The following is a 17,618-nucleotide window of genomic DNA, read 5'->3' on the forward strand; positions in this document are numbered from 1 at the left end:
ACAGCCGCGCCCTTCTCCACAGAAGGGCGCGGCTGTCTTTGCCATCAGCGACAATTATGCGTCGCTGCGACAAATCCACTCACCGGTCATATTGAACCGTCCAGCGCCAAGGCGGCTGGCTATCACGCGTTCAAGGCGCACCGAGCGAGTGTCGGCAAACGCACTCTTGCATCGGTTATAGGCACTGCTCCACTGATTACTCCAAACCTCAGCGCGAGAAGGCTCTTCGGTGCCGGATCCCCTCATTTCACTGCTTTGCCAGAAGCCACCTAGGTCTTGCGCACCTACGGTATTGGCCAAGCTGACAGCGACCAGCAGCAAACCTACACTCAAAAGCGTTTTCTTGACCATGTGACAATGAATAGGCGTGTTGTCGTGCATATAAGATTCCTTTTATATTGAATGACGCACACGGAAGCGTGTACATATACTGTACCTTTTAAGTTAAGCACCTATTCAATAAAAGAGGGTAACGGCCTATTATTTGAGCCTACAATCGCTCAAATATAAATACGATACGAACCACATCTATTTGATTGCGCTACACTTCGTTACTAAATGACAATGGCTTACGCCAATTTAGTATATCCTTTAAATAGACTAGATATATAAACATTAATTTCAGTATTAATCACGAACGCTGCCGCATTGACATTATAAAAAAATAACCACTATATAACGGCCTTTGCCTTTGCCTTTGCCTTTGCCTTTGCCTTTGCCTTTGCCTTTGCCTTTGCCTTTGCCTTTGCCTTTGCCTTTGCCTTTGCCTTTGCCTTTGCCTTTGCCTTTGCCTTTGCCTTTCTGTTTATATAGGCCAGTTTTTTATTCCTAGCTCTATTGCCCGTAATACTCGTTTTCAGGTAACAATTAATGCGATCACATATCATTAATAAAACATCATATAAGAATTAGCAATCAGCCAGACAAATCTATATTTGTTATCCTCGAAGACAACACGTAATACATTTTTTCGAAGCAATAAAAAACCGCCAGACATCTATGTCAGGCGGCTTCTTTTGAGTCAGTAGTGGATAAAAGCGATCGACAGTGATCGCCTGGTCATCAGAGCAAAGCCTCTTGACGATCCACCTTGCTTTGATTCATCAGCGGCGTGTCAGTGTGCGCATGGTGACAAATTCTTCGGCGCTTGTAGGATGGATGCCTATCGTGGCATCAAAGTCAGCTTTGGTCAGCCCTGCCCGTACGGCAATAGCAATCCCTTGGATAAGCTCTCCTGCATCGTCCCCCACCATATGCGCACCAACTACACGATCGCTAGCATCGTCAACGATCAGTTTCATCAAGCAGCGTGCGTCGCGCCCTGAAAGCGTATGCTTCATCGGGCGGAACGAGGTGCTGTAGACGCGAATCGCGTCGAACTGTTCGCGAGCGCGCTCTTCGCTAACCCCAACGGTACCGATATTAGGATGACAGAACACGGCCGTCGCAACGTGGCCAGCATCGAACGGTAACGGAGTAACGTTTTCATAGTGGTAGCTGACAAAACGCATAGCATGCGCCAAAGCGACAGGGGTCAGTTCTGGCCCGTCAATAATATCGCCCAGTGCACATACCGATGGGGTAGCGGTGCGGTAGTAGTCATCGACCTTGAGTTTGCCACTATCGGTCAGCTCGACGCTGATATTGTCCAACCCCAAACCGTCAAAATGTGGCCGACGTCCTGTTGCACACAGCACTTGATCCACCTCAATGGCATCGCCGTTATCCAACGTGACTTTCAGTGAACCGTCGGCCTGCCTGTCAATACGGTTGATCGACGTGTCGAACGTCAGTGTGACGCCTTTCTTGGCCATCTCATCGCGGGTGAACTCGCGCACTTCGTGATCGAACCCGCGCAGGAACAGCTCGCCACGATAAACCAGTGTCGTATCGGCTCCCAGTCCATTGAAAATACTAGCGAACTCGACGGCGATATAGCCTCCGCCGTAAACGAGAAAGCGCTGTGGGAACTCCGGCAGGTCGAATACGGCGTTGGAGTCGATCATATGTTCGCTGCCAGGAATATCCGGGCGCCACGGCCAACCGCCTACCGCAACAAGGATCGTTTCGGCACTGTATGTCTGGCCGTTCACCTTGACGTGATGATCGTCGACGATACTCGCCCGGCCTTCGATCGTCGTAACGCCCGAGTTATCCAGCAGGCGTTGGTAGATCCCGTTCAGGCGTGAAATCTCATCCTTCTTGTGGTCACGCAGTGTGGCCCACGTAAAGCGCGGGGCCTGCTCTAGCGTCCAGCCGAAGCCTTCACTATCTGAAAAATCTTCATGGTAATGTGCGGCGATGCTATAAAGTTTCTTAGGAACACAGCCGACATTCACACACGTGCCGCCTAGATAGCGGTCTTCGGCAACGGCAACTTTGACGCCACGCGAAGCTGCCGTACGCGCGGCGCGTACGCCGCCAGAGCCTGCTCCGATCACGAAGAGCTGATAATCGTATTCTGCCATGCTGCCGATGCTCCTTGTCAGCGGGTTGCAAATAGAGAGACGTGAATAATACTCATCCATATAGGGAAAGTAAGCGTCACACCTTAAAAGCATACCGTACTACTAAGGTTAGATGCGTTATGCTGTACATCCACTGATTTACATTTGGAAGATGAGTCTGCCATGTGTCAAGCACACCCTGAGATCCAGGACCTGCTGGAACGCAATGCCCTCTGGTCTGATCGTATGGCTGAGCAGGACGCCGAATTCTTTTCCCGGCTCCAGCATCAGCAATCACCCGATTTCCTCTGGATTGGCTGCTCTGATAGCCGTGTACCTGCCAACCAGATCATTGACCTTCCCCCGGGCGAAGTGTTCGTACACCGCAACGTGGGTAATATGGTCTACCCCACCGACATCAACGCGATGTCCGTGATCCAGTACGCTGTCGAAGTACTAAAGGTAAAACATATTCTCGTTGTCGGCCATTATGGCTGCGGCGGTGTCCAGACCGCCATGACGCCCGGCGGCACCACGGGCATGGTCGATAACTGGTTGCTGGATATCCGTGAAGAATACTCACGCCGCCGCAGCGAGCTGGCTCACTTGCCTCATGACCAACAGGTCGATCGGATGTGCGAATTCAACGTTCGCCGTCAGGTACGCAAGCTGGCCCGTGCCAACGTAATCCAACGTGCTTGGCTGAACGAGCAGGAACTGGTGATCCATGGCTGGTGCTACAGCCTGCAGAACGGTCGAGTGACTCCGCTGGACTGCACCGTGTCTGGTCTTGATCAGGTCGAGCAGCTGTATCTGGACCGTGCAGAATAAACATCGTTCACCGATAACGAAGAAAAGGCCAGCCCGATGAGGCTGGCCTTTTTATTGGCATTGACGACCTGCACCAACGCATTCAGTGGGGCTCATAGCCAACGAGCAACGCTGGACTGCCGTACAATCTCATCGACCGTATCATTCTCGTCAATCAGCGCACGCAACACCGCAACATCCTCGGCGCAGCCAACGTGATCGGCCAGCAGCTGCTGACACTGAGCATACAGCAACGGTTCATGCGTCACGCTTGCCATGAATGCTCATGCCTGCGCCATGCCGCTGGCACGGATGCGATCACTCTCTTCCCCACTCAGATGCTCTTCTTTGGTCAGAGTACGCTGAAACAGTTCTTTCAGCTCGGCCATCCGCTCGATACCACCTTTCATCATTTCATTGCTCATCCATAGTGAAGCTCAACCGCTCCACACGCAGCGTGGCGTGCAAATACCGGTCAATTTCATCGGGAATACCGCTGTAGATCGTCATAAAAACACGTCCACACTGGAGGTACAGCTCGATATCGCATCCCCAGCCATCGGGAGAGGTACGCTGCTCAGCCCGATAACAGGCAGCGGCAGCCTCTCTGAACGAACAGACATAGCCAGGCATATCGGTCAGCGCTTTGTCCAGCGCGGCGTAAAGCACCTCGACAGCCACGTCCGGCGGGCCTGAAATGACATATTCGTAGGACATCCATTTCCCCGAATCAAGATCGCTACGTTATGACCATGAAAAATGCCTTCCCAACGGTGCAGCCTTTTAAAGCGGTACACCTTGGGAAGGCATGGATCACGGCCAGCGTAGGTTCAGAGCACGCAGCTAACGCCAGTTCCCTTCAGCCCACAGTAGCCCTGTGGATTTTTGGCCAGATATTGCTGGTGATAGGTCTCAGCGTAATAGAACGGTGCCTCCGGCAGGATATCCGTGGTAATAGGCCCCTTGCCGACGGTTGCCAGTGCCGCACCGAACTGCTCGGCACTGTGCCGGATAGCCTCTGCCTGTTCTTCATCGTGATAGAACAGCACGGAGCGGTACTGAGTGCCAATATCGTTGCCCTGACGCATACCCTGTGTAGGGTCATGATTCTCCCAGAACAGGGTCAGCAACGTTTCCAGCGCCACGGCCTGCGGATCGAACACAATGCGCACAACTTCGGCATGCCCCGTACGCCCAGTGCACACCTCTTCGTAGGTCGGGTTGGGCGTGGTACCACCAGCATAGCCCACGGCCGTGACGTAGACGCCCGGCTGTGTCCAGAACAGTCGTTCGGCTCCCCAGAAGCAGCCCATTCCGACCGTCAGCATCGCCATCCCGGCAGGCCACGGTGGCAACATGCTATGCCCATTGGCTTGGTGCTCTGGCACAAGGGGCAGCGGCTCGCGGCGCCCTGCAATGGCATCGGCTGCGGTTGGCATTTGTTGTGAACGTGACATGCGCACCTCCGTGTTCGAGTCTTCGTTCAAGCCAAGGTCATTTCTTGACTGCGTCACCAGGCAATGTATCAGGGGTACGCCCCAGACTGAAGGTGTAGATCAGATCCAGTGCCTGCGATGTGCCCGAGACCCCTTGCAGATACAGATTCTGCATCAAGCGATAGCGCAGCGTCAGTTCGGCAATAGGCGAAAAGACCCCAACGCCATAGCTGACCTTCAGGCGCGGCAGTACATAGCCACTGACCACGACCTTGCTGTTGTCACCCGTACCCGCTGTATCCAGCGTCAGGTCCTGAATACCAAACGTTTCACCGATCGCACCGACCGTACTGCCACTCTGAGCAATCGACAGCCCGATCAGAGCGGATGTCAGCGCATTGTCGTTGCTGCCGGAGTCACTGGCATGGCCTTGCAGCAGATAGGACAGTGCCGAGGTTTCGTTCATCGCGGGGTCGGAGAACACTTGGATATTGGGCGACTGAGCCGTACCGGTCACCTTCACCCCTGCGGTCACGTTATCTTCGATACTTTCCGGATTACGGATCGCGACGATGTCGAGGCGCGGCTGAGCGGCCGGGCCAGTGAACACAATCTCGCCTTTCTGGATGATCAAGTCCTGACCGAACGCCTTGTAGCGGCCGTCTTTCAGCGCCACCGTGCCGAACAGCTGAATGGCGTTCTGGCGCTGACGCACATCAAAAGCCCCCGTGATGTTGCTGTTGAGGCCATAGGCTGCCAGATGCACATCCTTGCCGAAACTGACACGCACGTTGAGGTTGATCGCCATACCCGCTTTCTGCAGAGCCGCGGCATCCGCCCAGCGTCGTTCACGCGACAGATTCTGTTTTTCCAGCCCTGCACGCAGGCGATCCAAATGAGCCGCTTCATCACGGGTCAGAATCACCTCATCACTGGAGGGCGTCTGTACGGTCGGCGGCAGCTGTGCTACTTCAATACGCGCCCACGGTACGTCAACGTTACCTTCTATGCTAAGCAGCTCAGGGTTAGCCTTCAACTCGATATGCGGTGACACTTTCACGCGCCCATAGTCCAGCGCCATGATTTCAAGCGGTGTACCGTTGTCGCGCAGCGTCATCGCCACCTGCCACGGCGCATCGAGAGGCCATTGCGCACTGCCGTTCAGCAGCAAACGCGAATCACCCGATGCAAGATAGCCGTCGATCTGCCCCTGCTCGCCGTGCAGATCAAGCGCGATGCGCGCGTCATCCAGCGCAATGGGCATGATGGGGCCTTTGGCTTTCACGCCCCCAAGCACCAGCTGCCCCTCCAAACGCGGATGCGCTAGCGTGCCGCCCAGCGCAATTCGCCCATTGACGGCCCCGTCCAGTGAATCGATACCAGCAATCAGTGGGCGATAGGGTGACAGCAGCAGCTGTTCAACAGCAATGGATCCGGACAGTTGGCGTGCGACCAGAGGGTCGCTGATACCAACGTCAAGGCGTAGCTGGCCCGCATTCTTCAATACCATCTGCGTCTGCAGATGTGCCTTTTCCGGTGTCGCTTCCAACACGAGATGCGTCGACATCGCAGGCAGACTGTAGGCTTTACCGTCGGCGTCTTTACCGCTTACGGTCACGCCGTTAGTCAGATCACCGTTGGCCGCCCAGCGCGTACCACCCGCAGACCAACGGGCATCAACACGGCCCTGCGTCGTGCCACTGACGCGCCACGGGTCAGGCATGACGCTGTTGAGCATCGCCATCGGCAGGCCTTCCAGCAGAAGCTGGGCCTGACCATGGTCGGCGCTGGCCTGAATCACCTTGTCGGCGCACAGACGTCCGCCCTGAGCACGCACCAGACAGAACGGCTGCACCGTAGCCGCGGACGCATTGAGGTCGACATCAGCGATCAGCGGACCAGTGAGTGCGACCTGCCCTACCTGTGCCGCATCAACAGAGAGCGGTGTCACGCGGGCACGATAGTGATGCGTCTGGGCATCCAGACCACCCTCAAGCGCCAAGCGCGCCTGGGTCACGGCCGACCCTTTCTGGCCGTCCACACTGAGGTTCAGACGATGCTGGCTCAGGCGCCCTTTCAGGGTCAGCGCTGCTGAACGCAGTGCCAGAGCACCGCTTTTCACACCAGTAGCATTCAGCGTCACATCCATATCAGGATCATCGCTACCACTGCCACTGCCGTTCAGCGATAGATGCTGCAACTGGTGAGCCGCATAGCGCAGCTGATCACCCTGTAGATCAATGCGGCCGCGCGGCGATGTCAGTGGCCCACTCACGTCGAGCTGCCCCCGCAAACGTCCACCTAGCCCCGGCCACAACGATGACAGCATGGGCGCATCAATCGCCGCGTGCAGATCAGACTGCTCAGCCACAACACCATGTGCCTGCAGCTGGTTGCGCCCCTGACGCAGATTGAGGTTGCGGATCGTCCAGTGGAAGCCACTATCCCCTTCCAGCTGACCTTCCAGAGACAGTGGCTGCTTCATCAGAATGCCATTCAGCGCCAGCTTCGGCACCTTCACGTTCCAACTGGCATCGTCGTGCTGCTGGAACTCGACATGCGTCTGACCCGACAGTAAGCCCGGCACGGTCGGTGCCAGCGCGTCAACCTGTAGCTGGTCGAGGGTAACGTCAGCTTTCGCTGCCAGCAGCGGGGCCCACTGCACCTGCCCTTGACTCTGCAGACCGCCCTTGCTGCCGACCCCCACGTTCAATGCATTCCACGCAAACTGACGATCGTCACCTTGTCCCGCCAAATGAATCGGCATCGGTTTGAGCGTGTTACTGCGCACGGTGCCGTCAACGCCCAACCGGTATCCGGTCAAATCGCCTTCGGCCAGCACATCGAGTCCATCAACCCGGTATACCGCGCTGGCCTGACGCCGTTCGGCGTCACTCAGCGGCCACTGAAGCTGCGGTGAGGTGATGTTCGCGGAGAACGGCATCAGCTGCGACAGCAGATCGGCCTTGATGCCGACCTTCATCGGTATCTGCCCTTGTCCATCAAGCTGCAGATTCACCGCGGCAAGAGAACCGCCCAAACGAAGAGAAAGTCGTTCGTCCTGCAGCGGCGCATGATGCACCGTGCCGTCCAGCGACATGGAGAGCGGATACTCCCCACTCAAACGGACATCCGCCGTAGCGTCCAGCACCCCATCAGGACCGCTGTACTGCAAGCGATCAACGACCACTCGGGTATCGCGTGCGTGCGTGGCCAAGGCAACGCTATCAATGCGCAACGGCGTGCTAAGTCCGTCGATATCGACACCGGCCACGGCAATCGCGGGCACATCCACGTCGACGGGGAGCGTGATATCGGGCAGCTGAATGCGCGAAGCGGGCAGATCCAACGGATGAATACTGAAAGGTGCCAGAGGATTGGTCAGCGGAGCACGTGCCGTCGGCGTGTTGGCTACCGAGGCAGGTTTGTCTTCTGAAGAGGCTTCGGCAGCCGGTGCCAGCGTGACGCGCGTGTCGTCCAAGTGCGTTTCAGCCAGCGTGACTAAACTGCCGTCCATGCGGACACCACTTGAAAAGTGGCGCCAAGACACCGTCATGCCCGTTGCCATTTCCATTGAGACGTCATCCAGCACAATTCGGCGGATTTCGACAGGAATGGGGGTCTTGATGCGCGCCAGCGGCGTTGATGAACTGCTGGTTTCCGCAGTCGTTTCAGCAGCAGGCCCCACGACGATATGGATGCCCTGACCACTCAGATCATCCAAGCACAACTGCCCCTTGAGCAAACAGTCGGTTGCCCAGCGCAGCTCCAGATGGCTGGCCTGCAACTCCGTCGTACCCAGCGGTAAGCGCAGCCCCTCCAGTACTAGGTGATCCAGTGGAGCACCTTCGACGTGGTCATAGCTGAGGTAGCCGTGAGAACGCGCTTTATCGAGCAGCCATGCGGTACCCGTAGGAGACAGAATGAACCCTACCCCGAGCAGTATCAGGCCAATCAGGCCGCATAGACTCCAACCAACGATGCGAAACCCGCGCATCAGAATTCGGGGCCAATGGCGAAGTGCAGACGCCACGAGTCCTCCTTGCTATCAACAGGATGAGCGATATCCAGTCGGATGGGGCCGACGATGCTCTGCCAGCGAACCCCCAGTCCAGCGGAGCGTTTCAAATCATCAGAGGTAGGGTTGGATTCCCATACGCTACCGGCATCGTAAAACGCCGCAGCCCACCAGTTGCCTGCGATACGGCGCTGGTATTCCAGTGTACCGACCAGCATGTTCTGGCCACCGATCAGTTCACCGGCCGCATTGCGTGGCGCCACGTCGTTATAGGAATAGCCGCGGATGCTGTTATCGCCACCCGCGAAGAAGCGCAATGACGGCGGCAGGCGGTGGAAATCGTTAGTAGCCGTCGCACCGCCAATCAAGCGTCCGAAGAAGCGGTTATCGTTACCTAGGTGGGTAATCCACTGCGTGGAAGCTTCAGAACGCAGGAAGGTCACATCCGAATACAGCAGATAGCGGTTGGCCCCCTCGATCTTGAGCGTCTGGCGGTTCCCCTGCATCGGGAAACGCGCATTGTCGACATCGGTGCGCGTCCATGCCATGCCCGGCATCGAAATGAAGACCGTGTCCGTATCGTCCGCCTGAGTGAAGTGCTCAAAGGCAAAGGTGACGTAGAGACGCTGCTCCCAGCCGTTTTCGAACTTCCACACACGAGCGGGCGTCAGGTACTCACGCACACTGTTAGTGTCGTTATCATTGATGCGCTTGATGCCGTATTCGACCTCGTAGCGACCGCGCAATGGATTATCCAGCGGGATGGAATACAGCCCTGACAGAATCTGTTTCTTACCTGACAGATACAGGCTGTTGTTCCAACTGTCGCCGTTCGTGTTAACCCACGGCTGGTTCCACGACAGCTTGGTGCGCGGCCCTTCGTCGGTGGAAAAACCGATACTGGTCTCGAAACGATGACGATCTGCGGGAGTGACGGTAACGTCGATATTGGCTTGACCACGATCACTGCCAGACGCTTTCGTGGCAGCCGCCGCCGCAGAATCCACTATCACTTCACGCGGCACCTCAACCACATCAGCTTCAGCGGATGCTGGAGCCTGCAACTCGGGCTTGATGGCGATACTACGGAACCAACCGGCATCACTTAACCGCTGGTTATAACGCGACAGATCATCAGCGAGATAGTAGTCGCCGCTGTTAAAGGGACGCAGCGCATCGACCTTGTCTTGGTCAATCTGTACACCACGGTAGCGGATATCGCCGTAGGTGTAGCGCTTGCCACTTTCGAGCACCAGCAGGATATCCGCGCGGTTCCCCCACGGACGGACTTCGATGCGACTCAGCGTGTAGTGCGCATCGAAGTAGCCCCGCTGTGCTGCCAGTGTCGACAGCGCCGTTTTAAGCGTTTCATAGTCGTAGTGCGACAGGGCTTTGCCCTTGTCTGCCACTAGTGCACTGTCATCCACCAGTTTGCTGAAGTTTTCATCCTTTTCCGCTTCACCAAGCACTTCGATATTCAGCCCATGGATAATCACCGGATCACCCGGCAAGATCTTCAGCTTGACCTTCGACCGGGTCAGCGACGTGATGGTGATCTCTGGCGAATAGTAGCCATGTGCTTTCAGCGCTTTGACGACGGATGAATTGACCTGACGCTTGAACGCTTCGGGATCGGCATCGTCGGGAATCGTCAGCGGCTTAAGATAGTTAACGACGTTGGTCGCTGCGGGCCCGGACATACCGTCCAGGTCGACGCTCAGCGCCAGCGCATGGACCGGCCATAGCGTCCAGGCTGCCAGCGCAGCCAGTGCCGTACAGCGGCGCCATGCAAATGGCTTGGCATTCACTGCAGAATGTTGGGGGCGAATCATGCAACGTCCCTGCAAGAAGATGAGTCGGCGTAGCCCGTGGCAGCCCGCAGGCACCACGGCTTGAGCAATAAGCCTTGAGAGGCTCGCATACATCACGCGAAAGACACCCTTGCGCCGACAGGTATTCATCCGTCCACGACAAAGGCTTATGAGGGTTACTATAGCGGGATTATCCCTGATGTGGTGGGATGATTCTAGCCTAGCCGTCTTCATACTGACCGGCTGCCGCTCACTAACCCTTTGTCCGCACGCAGAATCGGAAACGAAGAATGCCGCCCGGGGGGCGGCATTCTCACTCAGCGAGAAATTCTTAGCGTCACTCAGTCTGCGTACTGTTTCAGCAGCGCACGGAATCCTTCACCGTATTTCGGGTGCTTGTGTCCGAAGGCCAGAATAGCTTCCAGATAGCCCAGCTGGTGACCACAGTCATACGTCATACCGGCCATGCGATAGGCATCGACGCCTTCGCGCTGACGCAGCGTTTCGATAGCGTCTGTCAACTGGATTTCACCACCGGCCCCTGGCTTAGTGTCCTGCAAAATCTTCAGGATCGAAGCCGGCAGCAGATAGCGCCCGATGACGGCCAACGTAGAAGGTTCTGTTCCCGGCGCCGGCTTTTCGACCACACCTGCCAACGGCGCATGCTCGCCTGCGCGAGGTGCTTCACCAGCGATATCCACGATACCGTATTTGTATGCCATATCGCGCGGTACGTCTTCTACCATCAGTTGGGCACGGCCGTGTTCATCGAACGCTTGGACCATGCGGCCCAAGTCGTTATTGCCATCGTCGAGGGTGCCCTCAACCAACACGTCTGGCAGCAGCACTGCAAACGGCTCGTTACCGATGACGGGCTTGGCGCACAGCACGGCGTGCCCCAATCCCAGCGCTTCTGGCTGACGCACACTGATGATCGCAACATCGCTCGGCAGGATATGGCGCAGCTCTTCCAGCAGCTCTGTCTTGCCTTTCGCTTCCAGCTGCGCTTCCAGCTCGAAGTGCTTGTCGAAATGGTTTTCGATGGCCGATTTATTGGAGTGCGTGACCAGGATGATCTCTTTAATGCCGGCACGAACAGCCTCTTCGACCACGTACTGGATGACAGGGCGATCAACGATCGTGATCATCTCTTTCGGAATTGCCTTGGAAGCAGGCAAGCAGCGAGTCCCAAATCCGGCCACAGGCAGAACGGCTTTACGAATCATGAAGGTCCCTTTTCTTAGTATCCATATAAAGCAACGGACATCTGACTGCCCTTTTTACGCTTTATACTCAATAAATAATGGCAAGAACGCGGACTATACCGACAACCTATCCGTTGCGTCTCTATAATCATGACATTAGACGGTAAATCGTATTGGCACAACATCTGTTAAACCGCAAAAACGGCCGCGTCTCATTCGTTAACATCACTGCGCATATCGAGTATGCACTACAGTGATCCTGTATACTTCGACACATGACCCACTGCTTTTACGTCACAAACGGCATCGTCCTCTACGCCTATCGGGCGACATTCACGTTTGCTACGCTGGGTTTGCCATCTTCATGCATATTTCGATACGGCGAGTCGTTTTTCGTGCCGTTGAGTTCTGACGCTCTTTCAGGAAGCCCTCATGTCCGAAAGCACTTTTTCCACGACGTCCAATGTCGACCCCCACGAGATCGACAAGTTTGCAGCGCTGGCCGACCGCTGGTGGCGTCGCGACGGCGAGTTCCGTCCTCTGCATGACATCAACCCTCTGCGCGTGCGTTTTATTACCGAGGGCTGCGGCAGTTTAAGCGGTCGCCGCATTCTTGATGTCGGCTGCGGCGGCGGCATCCTGAGTGAGGCCATGGCACATCAGAGCGCGCATGTCACGGGTATCGATCTGGGAGAAGCCACGATCGGTGCAGCCAAAGCACATGCTGAAGGCCAGCCGCTAGCGTTGGACTACCGAGTCGTCAGCGTCGAAGCACTCGCCGAGGAAGCACCGGGCCAGTTCGACGTGGTGACCTGCATGGAAATGCTTGAGCACGTTCCGGATCCGGAAAGCATCGTGGCCGCCTGCGCGCGACTGGTCAAACCGGACGGTCATCTCTTTTTCAGCACCCTGAACCGCCATCCCAAAGCGTGGCTGTTCGGCATCGTGGCCGCGGAACGTGTTCTCAAGCTGCTGCCAGCGGGCACACACGACTACCATCGCTTCATTCGCCCAGCCGAACTGGCCCGCTGGGCACGCCAGCATCATCTCGAAGTGCAGGGATTCAAGGGGCTGAGCTATCAGCCGTTTACCCGTCAGTACAGCCTAGGCGACGACCTGAGCATCAATTACATGATGCACTGCCGCCCGAGCATTGACTGACGCTGACTACCGCCCAATACGGGCGAAGCCCCGACGCCAAGGTGTGCGACGGGGCTTCGTAACAGGCGGTGCAGCCACGAATGTGGCTGCCACTTCTTGCGCCTAGCGTAATGGCGGCGGAGTGATACTACCCCGCCACTTTCTTAAGAAACGTATCGGCCAGCCCTGCGGCAGACGACTTCGGGTACTCCTTCATCACCTGCTGCAGACGTTTCTGCGCATCGTCGACACGTCCCTGACGCGCATTCACCAGCCCAAGCTTATAAAGCGCATCGGCGCGCTTGCTGCTCTTGGGATAATCGTTGACGACGGTCAAGAACGCTTTCTCAGCCTTGTCCGCTTTACTGCCTTTCAGGTACAGCTCGCCCAACCAATATTGCGCATTAGCGCACAGCGGATCATTGGCGTACTGCGTGCTGAACGCTTCGAATGCTGCAATAGCCTGATCGTTCTGATGCGCCTGCACCAGATCGAATGCTTTTTGATAGGCCTCTTGCGCACCACCTGCTTCGGCACTGCCCTTTGCGCTGTCTGTAGCAGCATCACTCGTCGCAGGCGCAGCGGCATCGCTATTAGCCCCCGCACTATTGCCGTTCTCCAGCGCTGACAAACGCTGTTCGAGCGCATCATAACGCTGAAGCGATCGCTGCTGCTGGTCGTCCAGCTGGTGCTGAAGCTCTTCTAGCCGCCCTTGCAGCTGATCGATCGTGGTCTGCTGCGACTGCAGCTGATTGAAAAGCACCATGTTGCCAGAGGCAGCAGGCGTGTTCTGCACGGACACGTTCTGTGCCTGTGCGGGCGCACTTCCGGCATCCTGTACCGGCGCAGCCACATCATCGGCCCATACGGAAAGTGGGAGCACTAAGGCTCCCACACCGCACAGTCCTTTCCATAGAGTTTTCATAGGTCCGGACTCACATTGGTTGCTGCTGATCAGTAAGCGAATTCAACGCGACGGTTCTGACCATAGCACTGTTCAGTACGTTCGCCACAAACCGGACGTTCCTGACCATAGCTGACGACTTCGATCTGACCTGCGTTGACACCCTGTACGGCCAGGTACTGACGAACGGCGTTGGCACGACGTTCACCCAGACCCAGATTGTATTCGCGTGTACCGCGGGCGTCAGTGTGGCCCTGCAGAGTGACGTGAGTGCTGGTGTGCGCACGCAGGTAAGCCGCATGGTCGTTAAGGACAGATTCGAATTCAGGGCGAATGGTATCGCGGTCGAAGTCGAAGTAGATGGTGTTAGTCGTCGGCATCTGGCTGCCAGCAGCAGACAGATCCTGGCCGGAAACACCGTTGCCGTTCAGACCGTTAGCAGATGCGCCAGAAGAATTGGTCATGTCGGTGTTGGCACCGTTAGCGCCTGCACCGTTGTCCGGTACGGTGCTGTTGCTGGAACAGCCTGCCAGAGCGGCGATGGAAAACGCAGCAACAAGTGCTTTAGCGTAAGTGGAAACTTGCATGGTCATCTCCTTATGAGAAATACCGAAGACAGCGTTATGACTGTCGTTAGTTCACTGATCAGTCGAGAAACGGCGACCACGCCGGCTCTCGTACGTTTCCTTCCGCCGAGGGAATGGCAAAGGATGCCCGCCCGTCGGCAGATACTGCATTCAACTCGCCTCGTGCACCTTTCTGTGTGGCATATACCACGATGGTGCCGTTGGGCGCAACGGCAGGCGCTTCATCCCAGACGGTATTCGTCATAACGGATAAGCGTCCTGACGCAACATCTTGACGTGCAACCTGAAAACCCTGATTGGAGCGCGTCACCAGATAGATATTACGGCCGTCAGGTGAGTAATGACCACCTGCATTGTAGCGATTGGTGAATGTCATACGCTGAGCACTACCTGTCGCAAGGTCCATGCGGTAGAGCTGAGGTTGACCACCTTTGTCGGAAGTATAGATCAGTGATTTACCGTCGGGGCTGAAATCTGGTTCGGTATTGATCGCACGATCCTGCGTCAATCGTTTCAGGTTGCGCGTCGCCAGATCCATCAGATAGATGTCTGGTGTACCGTCTTTCGACAGCGCCATGGCTAGGCTGCGTCCATCCGGTGACCATGATGGTGCACCATTGATGCCGACGAAACTGGCCAGCTTGAGGCGACGCCCGGTCGCCAGCTCCTGAACGTAGATCGCAGGACGCTTGTCTTCAAAGGAGACATACGCCAGCTTGCGCCCATCCGGTGACCATGACGGCGACAAAATTGGTTCGCTAGAGGTTAGTACCTCCTGCGGCCCATAGCCGTCTTGGTCGGAAATATAGAGACCAAAGTGCTGATTGTTGCCCAGTCCTTGAGCCGTCACGTATGCCAGCTTGGTGCGGAAGGCCCCTTTGGTCCCGGTAATGCGTTCGAAAACACGGTCAGCGATGTAGTGTGCCCCTTGGCGCAGCTGCGCTTGGGTGCCCGCCACGGTGACGGCCTCCGACAGCCAGCGTTCATGGGTTGCCACATCGTACAGTTCATACTGCAGGCGATAACCTCCAGCAACGGCTTCCGCACGCCCGATGACCAGATAGCGCGCCTTGAGCTGCTGCCAGACACCGTAGTCCACGGTAGAACCCACAGCAGGTGCGGGCAGCAATGAAGACTCGCTTAGAGGGGCCAGTGCGCCGCTGTTGCGAAGATCCGCAGCCACGATCTGACTGACGGGCTGAGGAAGAGACGCCTGCCCTTGAAAAGGGGTCACGGCAATGGGAATGGCCTGATCGTTGGCGTGCGTGATCTGGATCGTCAGCGCCGCCTGCGATGGTGCCGACAGGCACATGGCAACCAGCGAGCCAACGGCCGCCGCCAGCAACCGTTTCATTCCCGTTCTCCCACGAAGTGTGACTGCCGCTGAGCTGGGCTCAGAAGGCGCCACACCAAAGCTATTCGATATCATGCCTGATGCACTCCTTTGCCTCGACTGATGATAGTGTGCCTCATCACGTTTTGTACAAATCCTTGCTCAGAAAGTACCAACGAACACTTATTGCCCTTTGGCATCCGGCTTGAATTCCAACGTAAGCTGTTGAAACTGTTTCTGAACTGCAGCAGGCTGCTGTGCCAGCTCGGAGAACGGCGCAGCCTGATGTACGGCCTGTATCGCATTGCGGTCGAACGTTTCGTTGCCACTGCTGCGCGACACACTGACATCTTTCAGCTCACCCGTCGATGGCACCAATTTGATGGAAAGCTGCACGGTCAGCCCAGCGGGCTCGTTAGGCAAGTGGTACCAGTTCTGCTCAACCGCTTTGTGGATCAGCGCCTGCATACCGTTTACGGCCTGGGCCGCTTGTTGGGCATTCTGACGCGTCTTCTGCTCTTGGCCTACGCCATCATCCGTAGCTGCCGCGGCAGCGGCCGCCTCAGCAAATTTCTTGCGTCGAGCAGCGTCAGCATCGGCCTTGGCTTTTTCCTGTGCCGCTTTCTCAGCTTTCGCCTTAGCATCGGCATCGGCCTTGGCTTTTTCCTGCGCCGCTTTCTCAGCCTTCGCCTTAGCGTCAGCATCCGCCTTAGCTTTTTCCTGCGCCGCTTTTTCAGCCTTCGCCTTAGCGTCAGCATCCGCCTTAGCTTTTTCCTGCGCTGCTTTTTCAGCCTTCGCCTTAGCGTCAGCATCCGCCTTAGCTTTTTCCTGTGCCGCTTTCTCAGCCTGAGCTTTAGCCTCAGCATCGGCCTTAGCTTTTTCCTGTGCCGCTTTCTCAGCCTGAGCTTTAGCCTCAGCATCGGCCTTAGCTTTTTCCTGCGCCGCTTTCTCAGCCTGAGCTTTAGCCTCAGCATCGGCCTTAGCTTTTTCCTGCGCCGCTTTCTCAGCCTGAGCTTTAGCCTCGGCATCGGCCTTAGCTTTTTCCTGTGCCGCTTTTTCAGCGTCAACGTTTACTTCAGGCTGAGCCACGGCAGGGGCTTCTGGCGCATCATTCGCCTCTGCCGCTTTGGGGGCAGGAGACGGTGTTTTCTTGCGAGCATTGGGTGCCGCCTGTGAAGCAGGCGCACTCCGATCGGGCTGCGGCACACCGCTATCGACACCTACCAGCGTAGCTTGTACCAGTGGCTGCGGTGGCTCAGCATCCGATGAAAAATTCCAGTGAACGGCCAGTGCGGTGAAAAGAGCACCGTGCAGTCCCAGCGCCAACAGAATCGGCACACCCAGTCCTGAGCGGCCTGTAGAACGTCTGTCCTTCATTTCCGAGTCCTTCGTACACGGCCTGTCATCCATTCGATAGCCCCTACAATAGCCGCATTCCTGACTGCAGATCGACTACAGCCATAAAAATCGTAGCGCATACAACGGACTCGTGACATGGCAGCGATAGGTATCATGGTAGTCGTGCAGAGCATAGCCGCACCAGCCCAGCATATGTGAAATAATGAAGAACGCAAAACGCATTTCATCCTAAATTGCTGTTAATCATGCGCTTTCAGAAGTCTTTCTGAAAAGACAGTTGTCTCAATGTGACCATATTGTGAGAAATTGCTCACAAAAATAGCTCGTCTAGCGGGATGAGCAGCAAAGAGAAGCCGATACCATAATGACCGAAAGAGGTTCGCTGTAACGCTAAGGTGCATCACCAAAGAATAATGGCGATAGCCTAGACCTCATACTGGTATCGTGCGCGCCAGAGCACAGCAGCATGCAACCAATGCGAACATCACTCACCATTCCAGTACACGCACTACCTTGACGCTCCCACCCATGCTAGACATGCCTTTGATTGGCGATAGACACAAATGTT

General features: G+C 56.3%; 16 protein-coding genes. 2 read left to right on the forward strand and 14 right to left on the reverse strand.

The window, feature by feature from the left end; genetic code table 11:
* Positions 1-54 precede the first annotated feature (54 nt).
* The 3 genes from ACMHYW_RS06780 to gorA all read right to left on the reverse strand — a co-directional run bounded on the left by ACMHYW_RS06780 (position 55) and on the right by gorA (position 2,468).
* Positions 55-381, reverse strand: coding sequence for a hypothetical protein (locus ACMHYW_RS06780; protein ID WP_414499256.1), 327 nt, complete (start codon positions 379-381; stop codon positions 55-57).
* Positions 382-671: 290 nt separating this feature from the next.
* Positions 672-887, reverse strand: coding sequence for a hypothetical protein (locus ACMHYW_RS06785; protein WP_414499257.1), 216 nt, complete (start codon positions 885-887; stop codon positions 672-674).
* A 216-nt stretch (positions 888-1,103) separates the two neighbouring features.
* A complete protein-coding gene (gorA, locus tag ACMHYW_RS06790) occupies positions 1,104-2,468 on the reverse strand; it encodes a glutathione-disulfide reductase (protein WP_414499258.1) in 1,365 nt (454 codons plus the stop codon).
* Positions 2,469-2,630: 162 nt separating this feature from the next.
* On the opposite strand from gorA, the gene ACMHYW_RS06795 reads away from it, so the two are divergent.
* Positions 2,631-3,278: a carbonic anhydrase gene (locus ACMHYW_RS06795; RefSeq protein WP_414499259.1), complete on the forward strand. Its 648-nt coding sequence runs from the start codon at positions 2,631-2,633 to the stop codon at positions 3,276-3,278.
* Between the two features lie 92 nt (positions 3,279-3,370).
* On the opposite strand, the gene ACMHYW_RS06800 is transcribed toward ACMHYW_RS06795, so the two are convergent.
* From ACMHYW_RS06800 to galU, 7 genes are all read right to left on the reverse strand, one after another.
* Entirely contained in the window at positions 3,371-3,535 is a 165-nt protein-coding gene (locus ACMHYW_RS06800; protein WP_414499260.1) for a hypothetical protein, read from the reverse strand.
* Positions 3,536-3,541: 6 nt separating this feature from the next.
* The gene (locus ACMHYW_RS06805) at positions 3,542-3,670 is read right to left on the reverse strand and encodes a hypothetical protein (RefSeq protein ID WP_414499261.1); all 129 of its coding nucleotides are present in this window, start codon (positions 3,668-3,670) and stop codon (positions 3,542-3,544) included.
* Between the two features lies 1 nt (position 3,671).
* On the reverse strand, positions 3,672-3,974 hold the full coding sequence (locus ACMHYW_RS06810; protein WP_414499262.1) for a hypothetical protein: 303 nt from the start codon (positions 3,972-3,974) through the stop codon (positions 3,672-3,674).
* Between the two features lie 113 nt (positions 3,975-4,087).
* On the reverse strand, positions 4,088-4,696 hold the full coding sequence (gene msrA / locus ACMHYW_RS06815) for a peptide-methionine (S)-S-oxide reductase MsrA (RefSeq protein ID WP_414501481.1): 609 nt from the start codon (positions 4,694-4,696) through the stop codon (positions 4,088-4,090).
* Positions 4,697-4,751: 55 nt separating this feature from the next.
* A complete protein-coding gene (locus tag ACMHYW_RS06820) occupies positions 4,752-8,726 on the reverse strand; it encodes a translocation/assembly module TamB domain-containing protein (RefSeq protein ID WP_414499263.1) in 3,975 nt (1,324 codons plus the stop codon).
* Positions 8,690-10,543: an autotransporter assembly complex protein TamA gene (locus ACMHYW_RS06825; RefSeq protein ID WP_414499264.1), complete on the reverse strand. Its 1,854-nt coding sequence runs from the start codon at positions 10,541-10,543 to the stop codon at positions 8,690-8,692. Before ACMHYW_RS06825 ends, ACMHYW_RS06820 begins: the two co-directional genes overlap by 37 nt.
* Before the next feature lie 320 nt (positions 10,544-10,863).
* Positions 10,864-11,748 (reverse strand): UTP--glucose-1-phosphate uridylyltransferase GalU, encoded by an 885-nt coding sequence (gene galU, locus ACMHYW_RS06830; protein ID WP_414499265.1) that lies wholly within the window; start codon positions 11,746-11,748, stop codon positions 10,864-10,866.
* Between the two features lie 411 nt (positions 11,749-12,159).
* Between galU and ubiG the strand changes: the two genes are divergently transcribed.
* Positions 12,160-12,888, forward strand: a complete 729-nt coding sequence (ubiG, locus tag ACMHYW_RS06835; protein WP_414499266.1) for a bifunctional 2-polyprenyl-6-hydroxyphenol methylase/3-demethylubiquinol 3-O-methyltransferase UbiG — start codon at positions 12,160-12,162, stop codon at positions 12,886-12,888.
* A 127-nt stretch (positions 12,889-13,015) separates the two neighbouring features.
* Here the strand turns inward: ubiG and ybgF are convergent, their stop codons facing one another.
* From ybgF to tolA, 4 genes are all read right to left on the reverse strand, one after another.
* Positions 13,016-13,792 (reverse strand): tol-pal system protein YbgF, encoded by a 777-nt coding sequence (gene ybgF / locus ACMHYW_RS06840; protein WP_414499267.1) that lies wholly within the window; start codon positions 13,790-13,792, stop codon positions 13,016-13,018.
* Between the two features lie 29 nt (positions 13,793-13,821).
* Positions 13,822-14,358, reverse strand: coding sequence for a peptidoglycan-associated lipoprotein Pal (pal, locus tag ACMHYW_RS06845; RefSeq protein ID WP_027705793.1), 537 nt, complete (start codon positions 14,356-14,358; stop codon positions 13,822-13,824).
* A 58-nt stretch (positions 14,359-14,416) separates the two neighbouring features.
* The gene (gene tolB / locus ACMHYW_RS06850) at positions 14,417-15,712 is read right to left on the reverse strand and encodes a Tol-Pal system beta propeller repeat protein TolB (protein ID WP_414499268.1); all 1,296 of its coding nucleotides are present in this window, start codon (positions 15,710-15,712) and stop codon (positions 14,417-14,419) included.
* Between the two features lie 162 nt (positions 15,713-15,874).
* Entirely contained in the window at positions 15,875-17,068 is a 1,194-nt protein-coding gene (gene tolA, locus ACMHYW_RS06855; protein WP_414499269.1) for a cell envelope integrity protein TolA, read from the reverse strand.
* Between the last annotated feature and the right edge of the window lie 550 nt (positions 17,069-17,618).

This window comes from Zymobacter sp. IVIA_12111.31 C1 (genome assembly GCF_047495495.1).
Classification (GTDB): Bacteria; Pseudomonadota; Gammaproteobacteria; order Pseudomonadales; family Halomonadaceae; genus Zymobacter.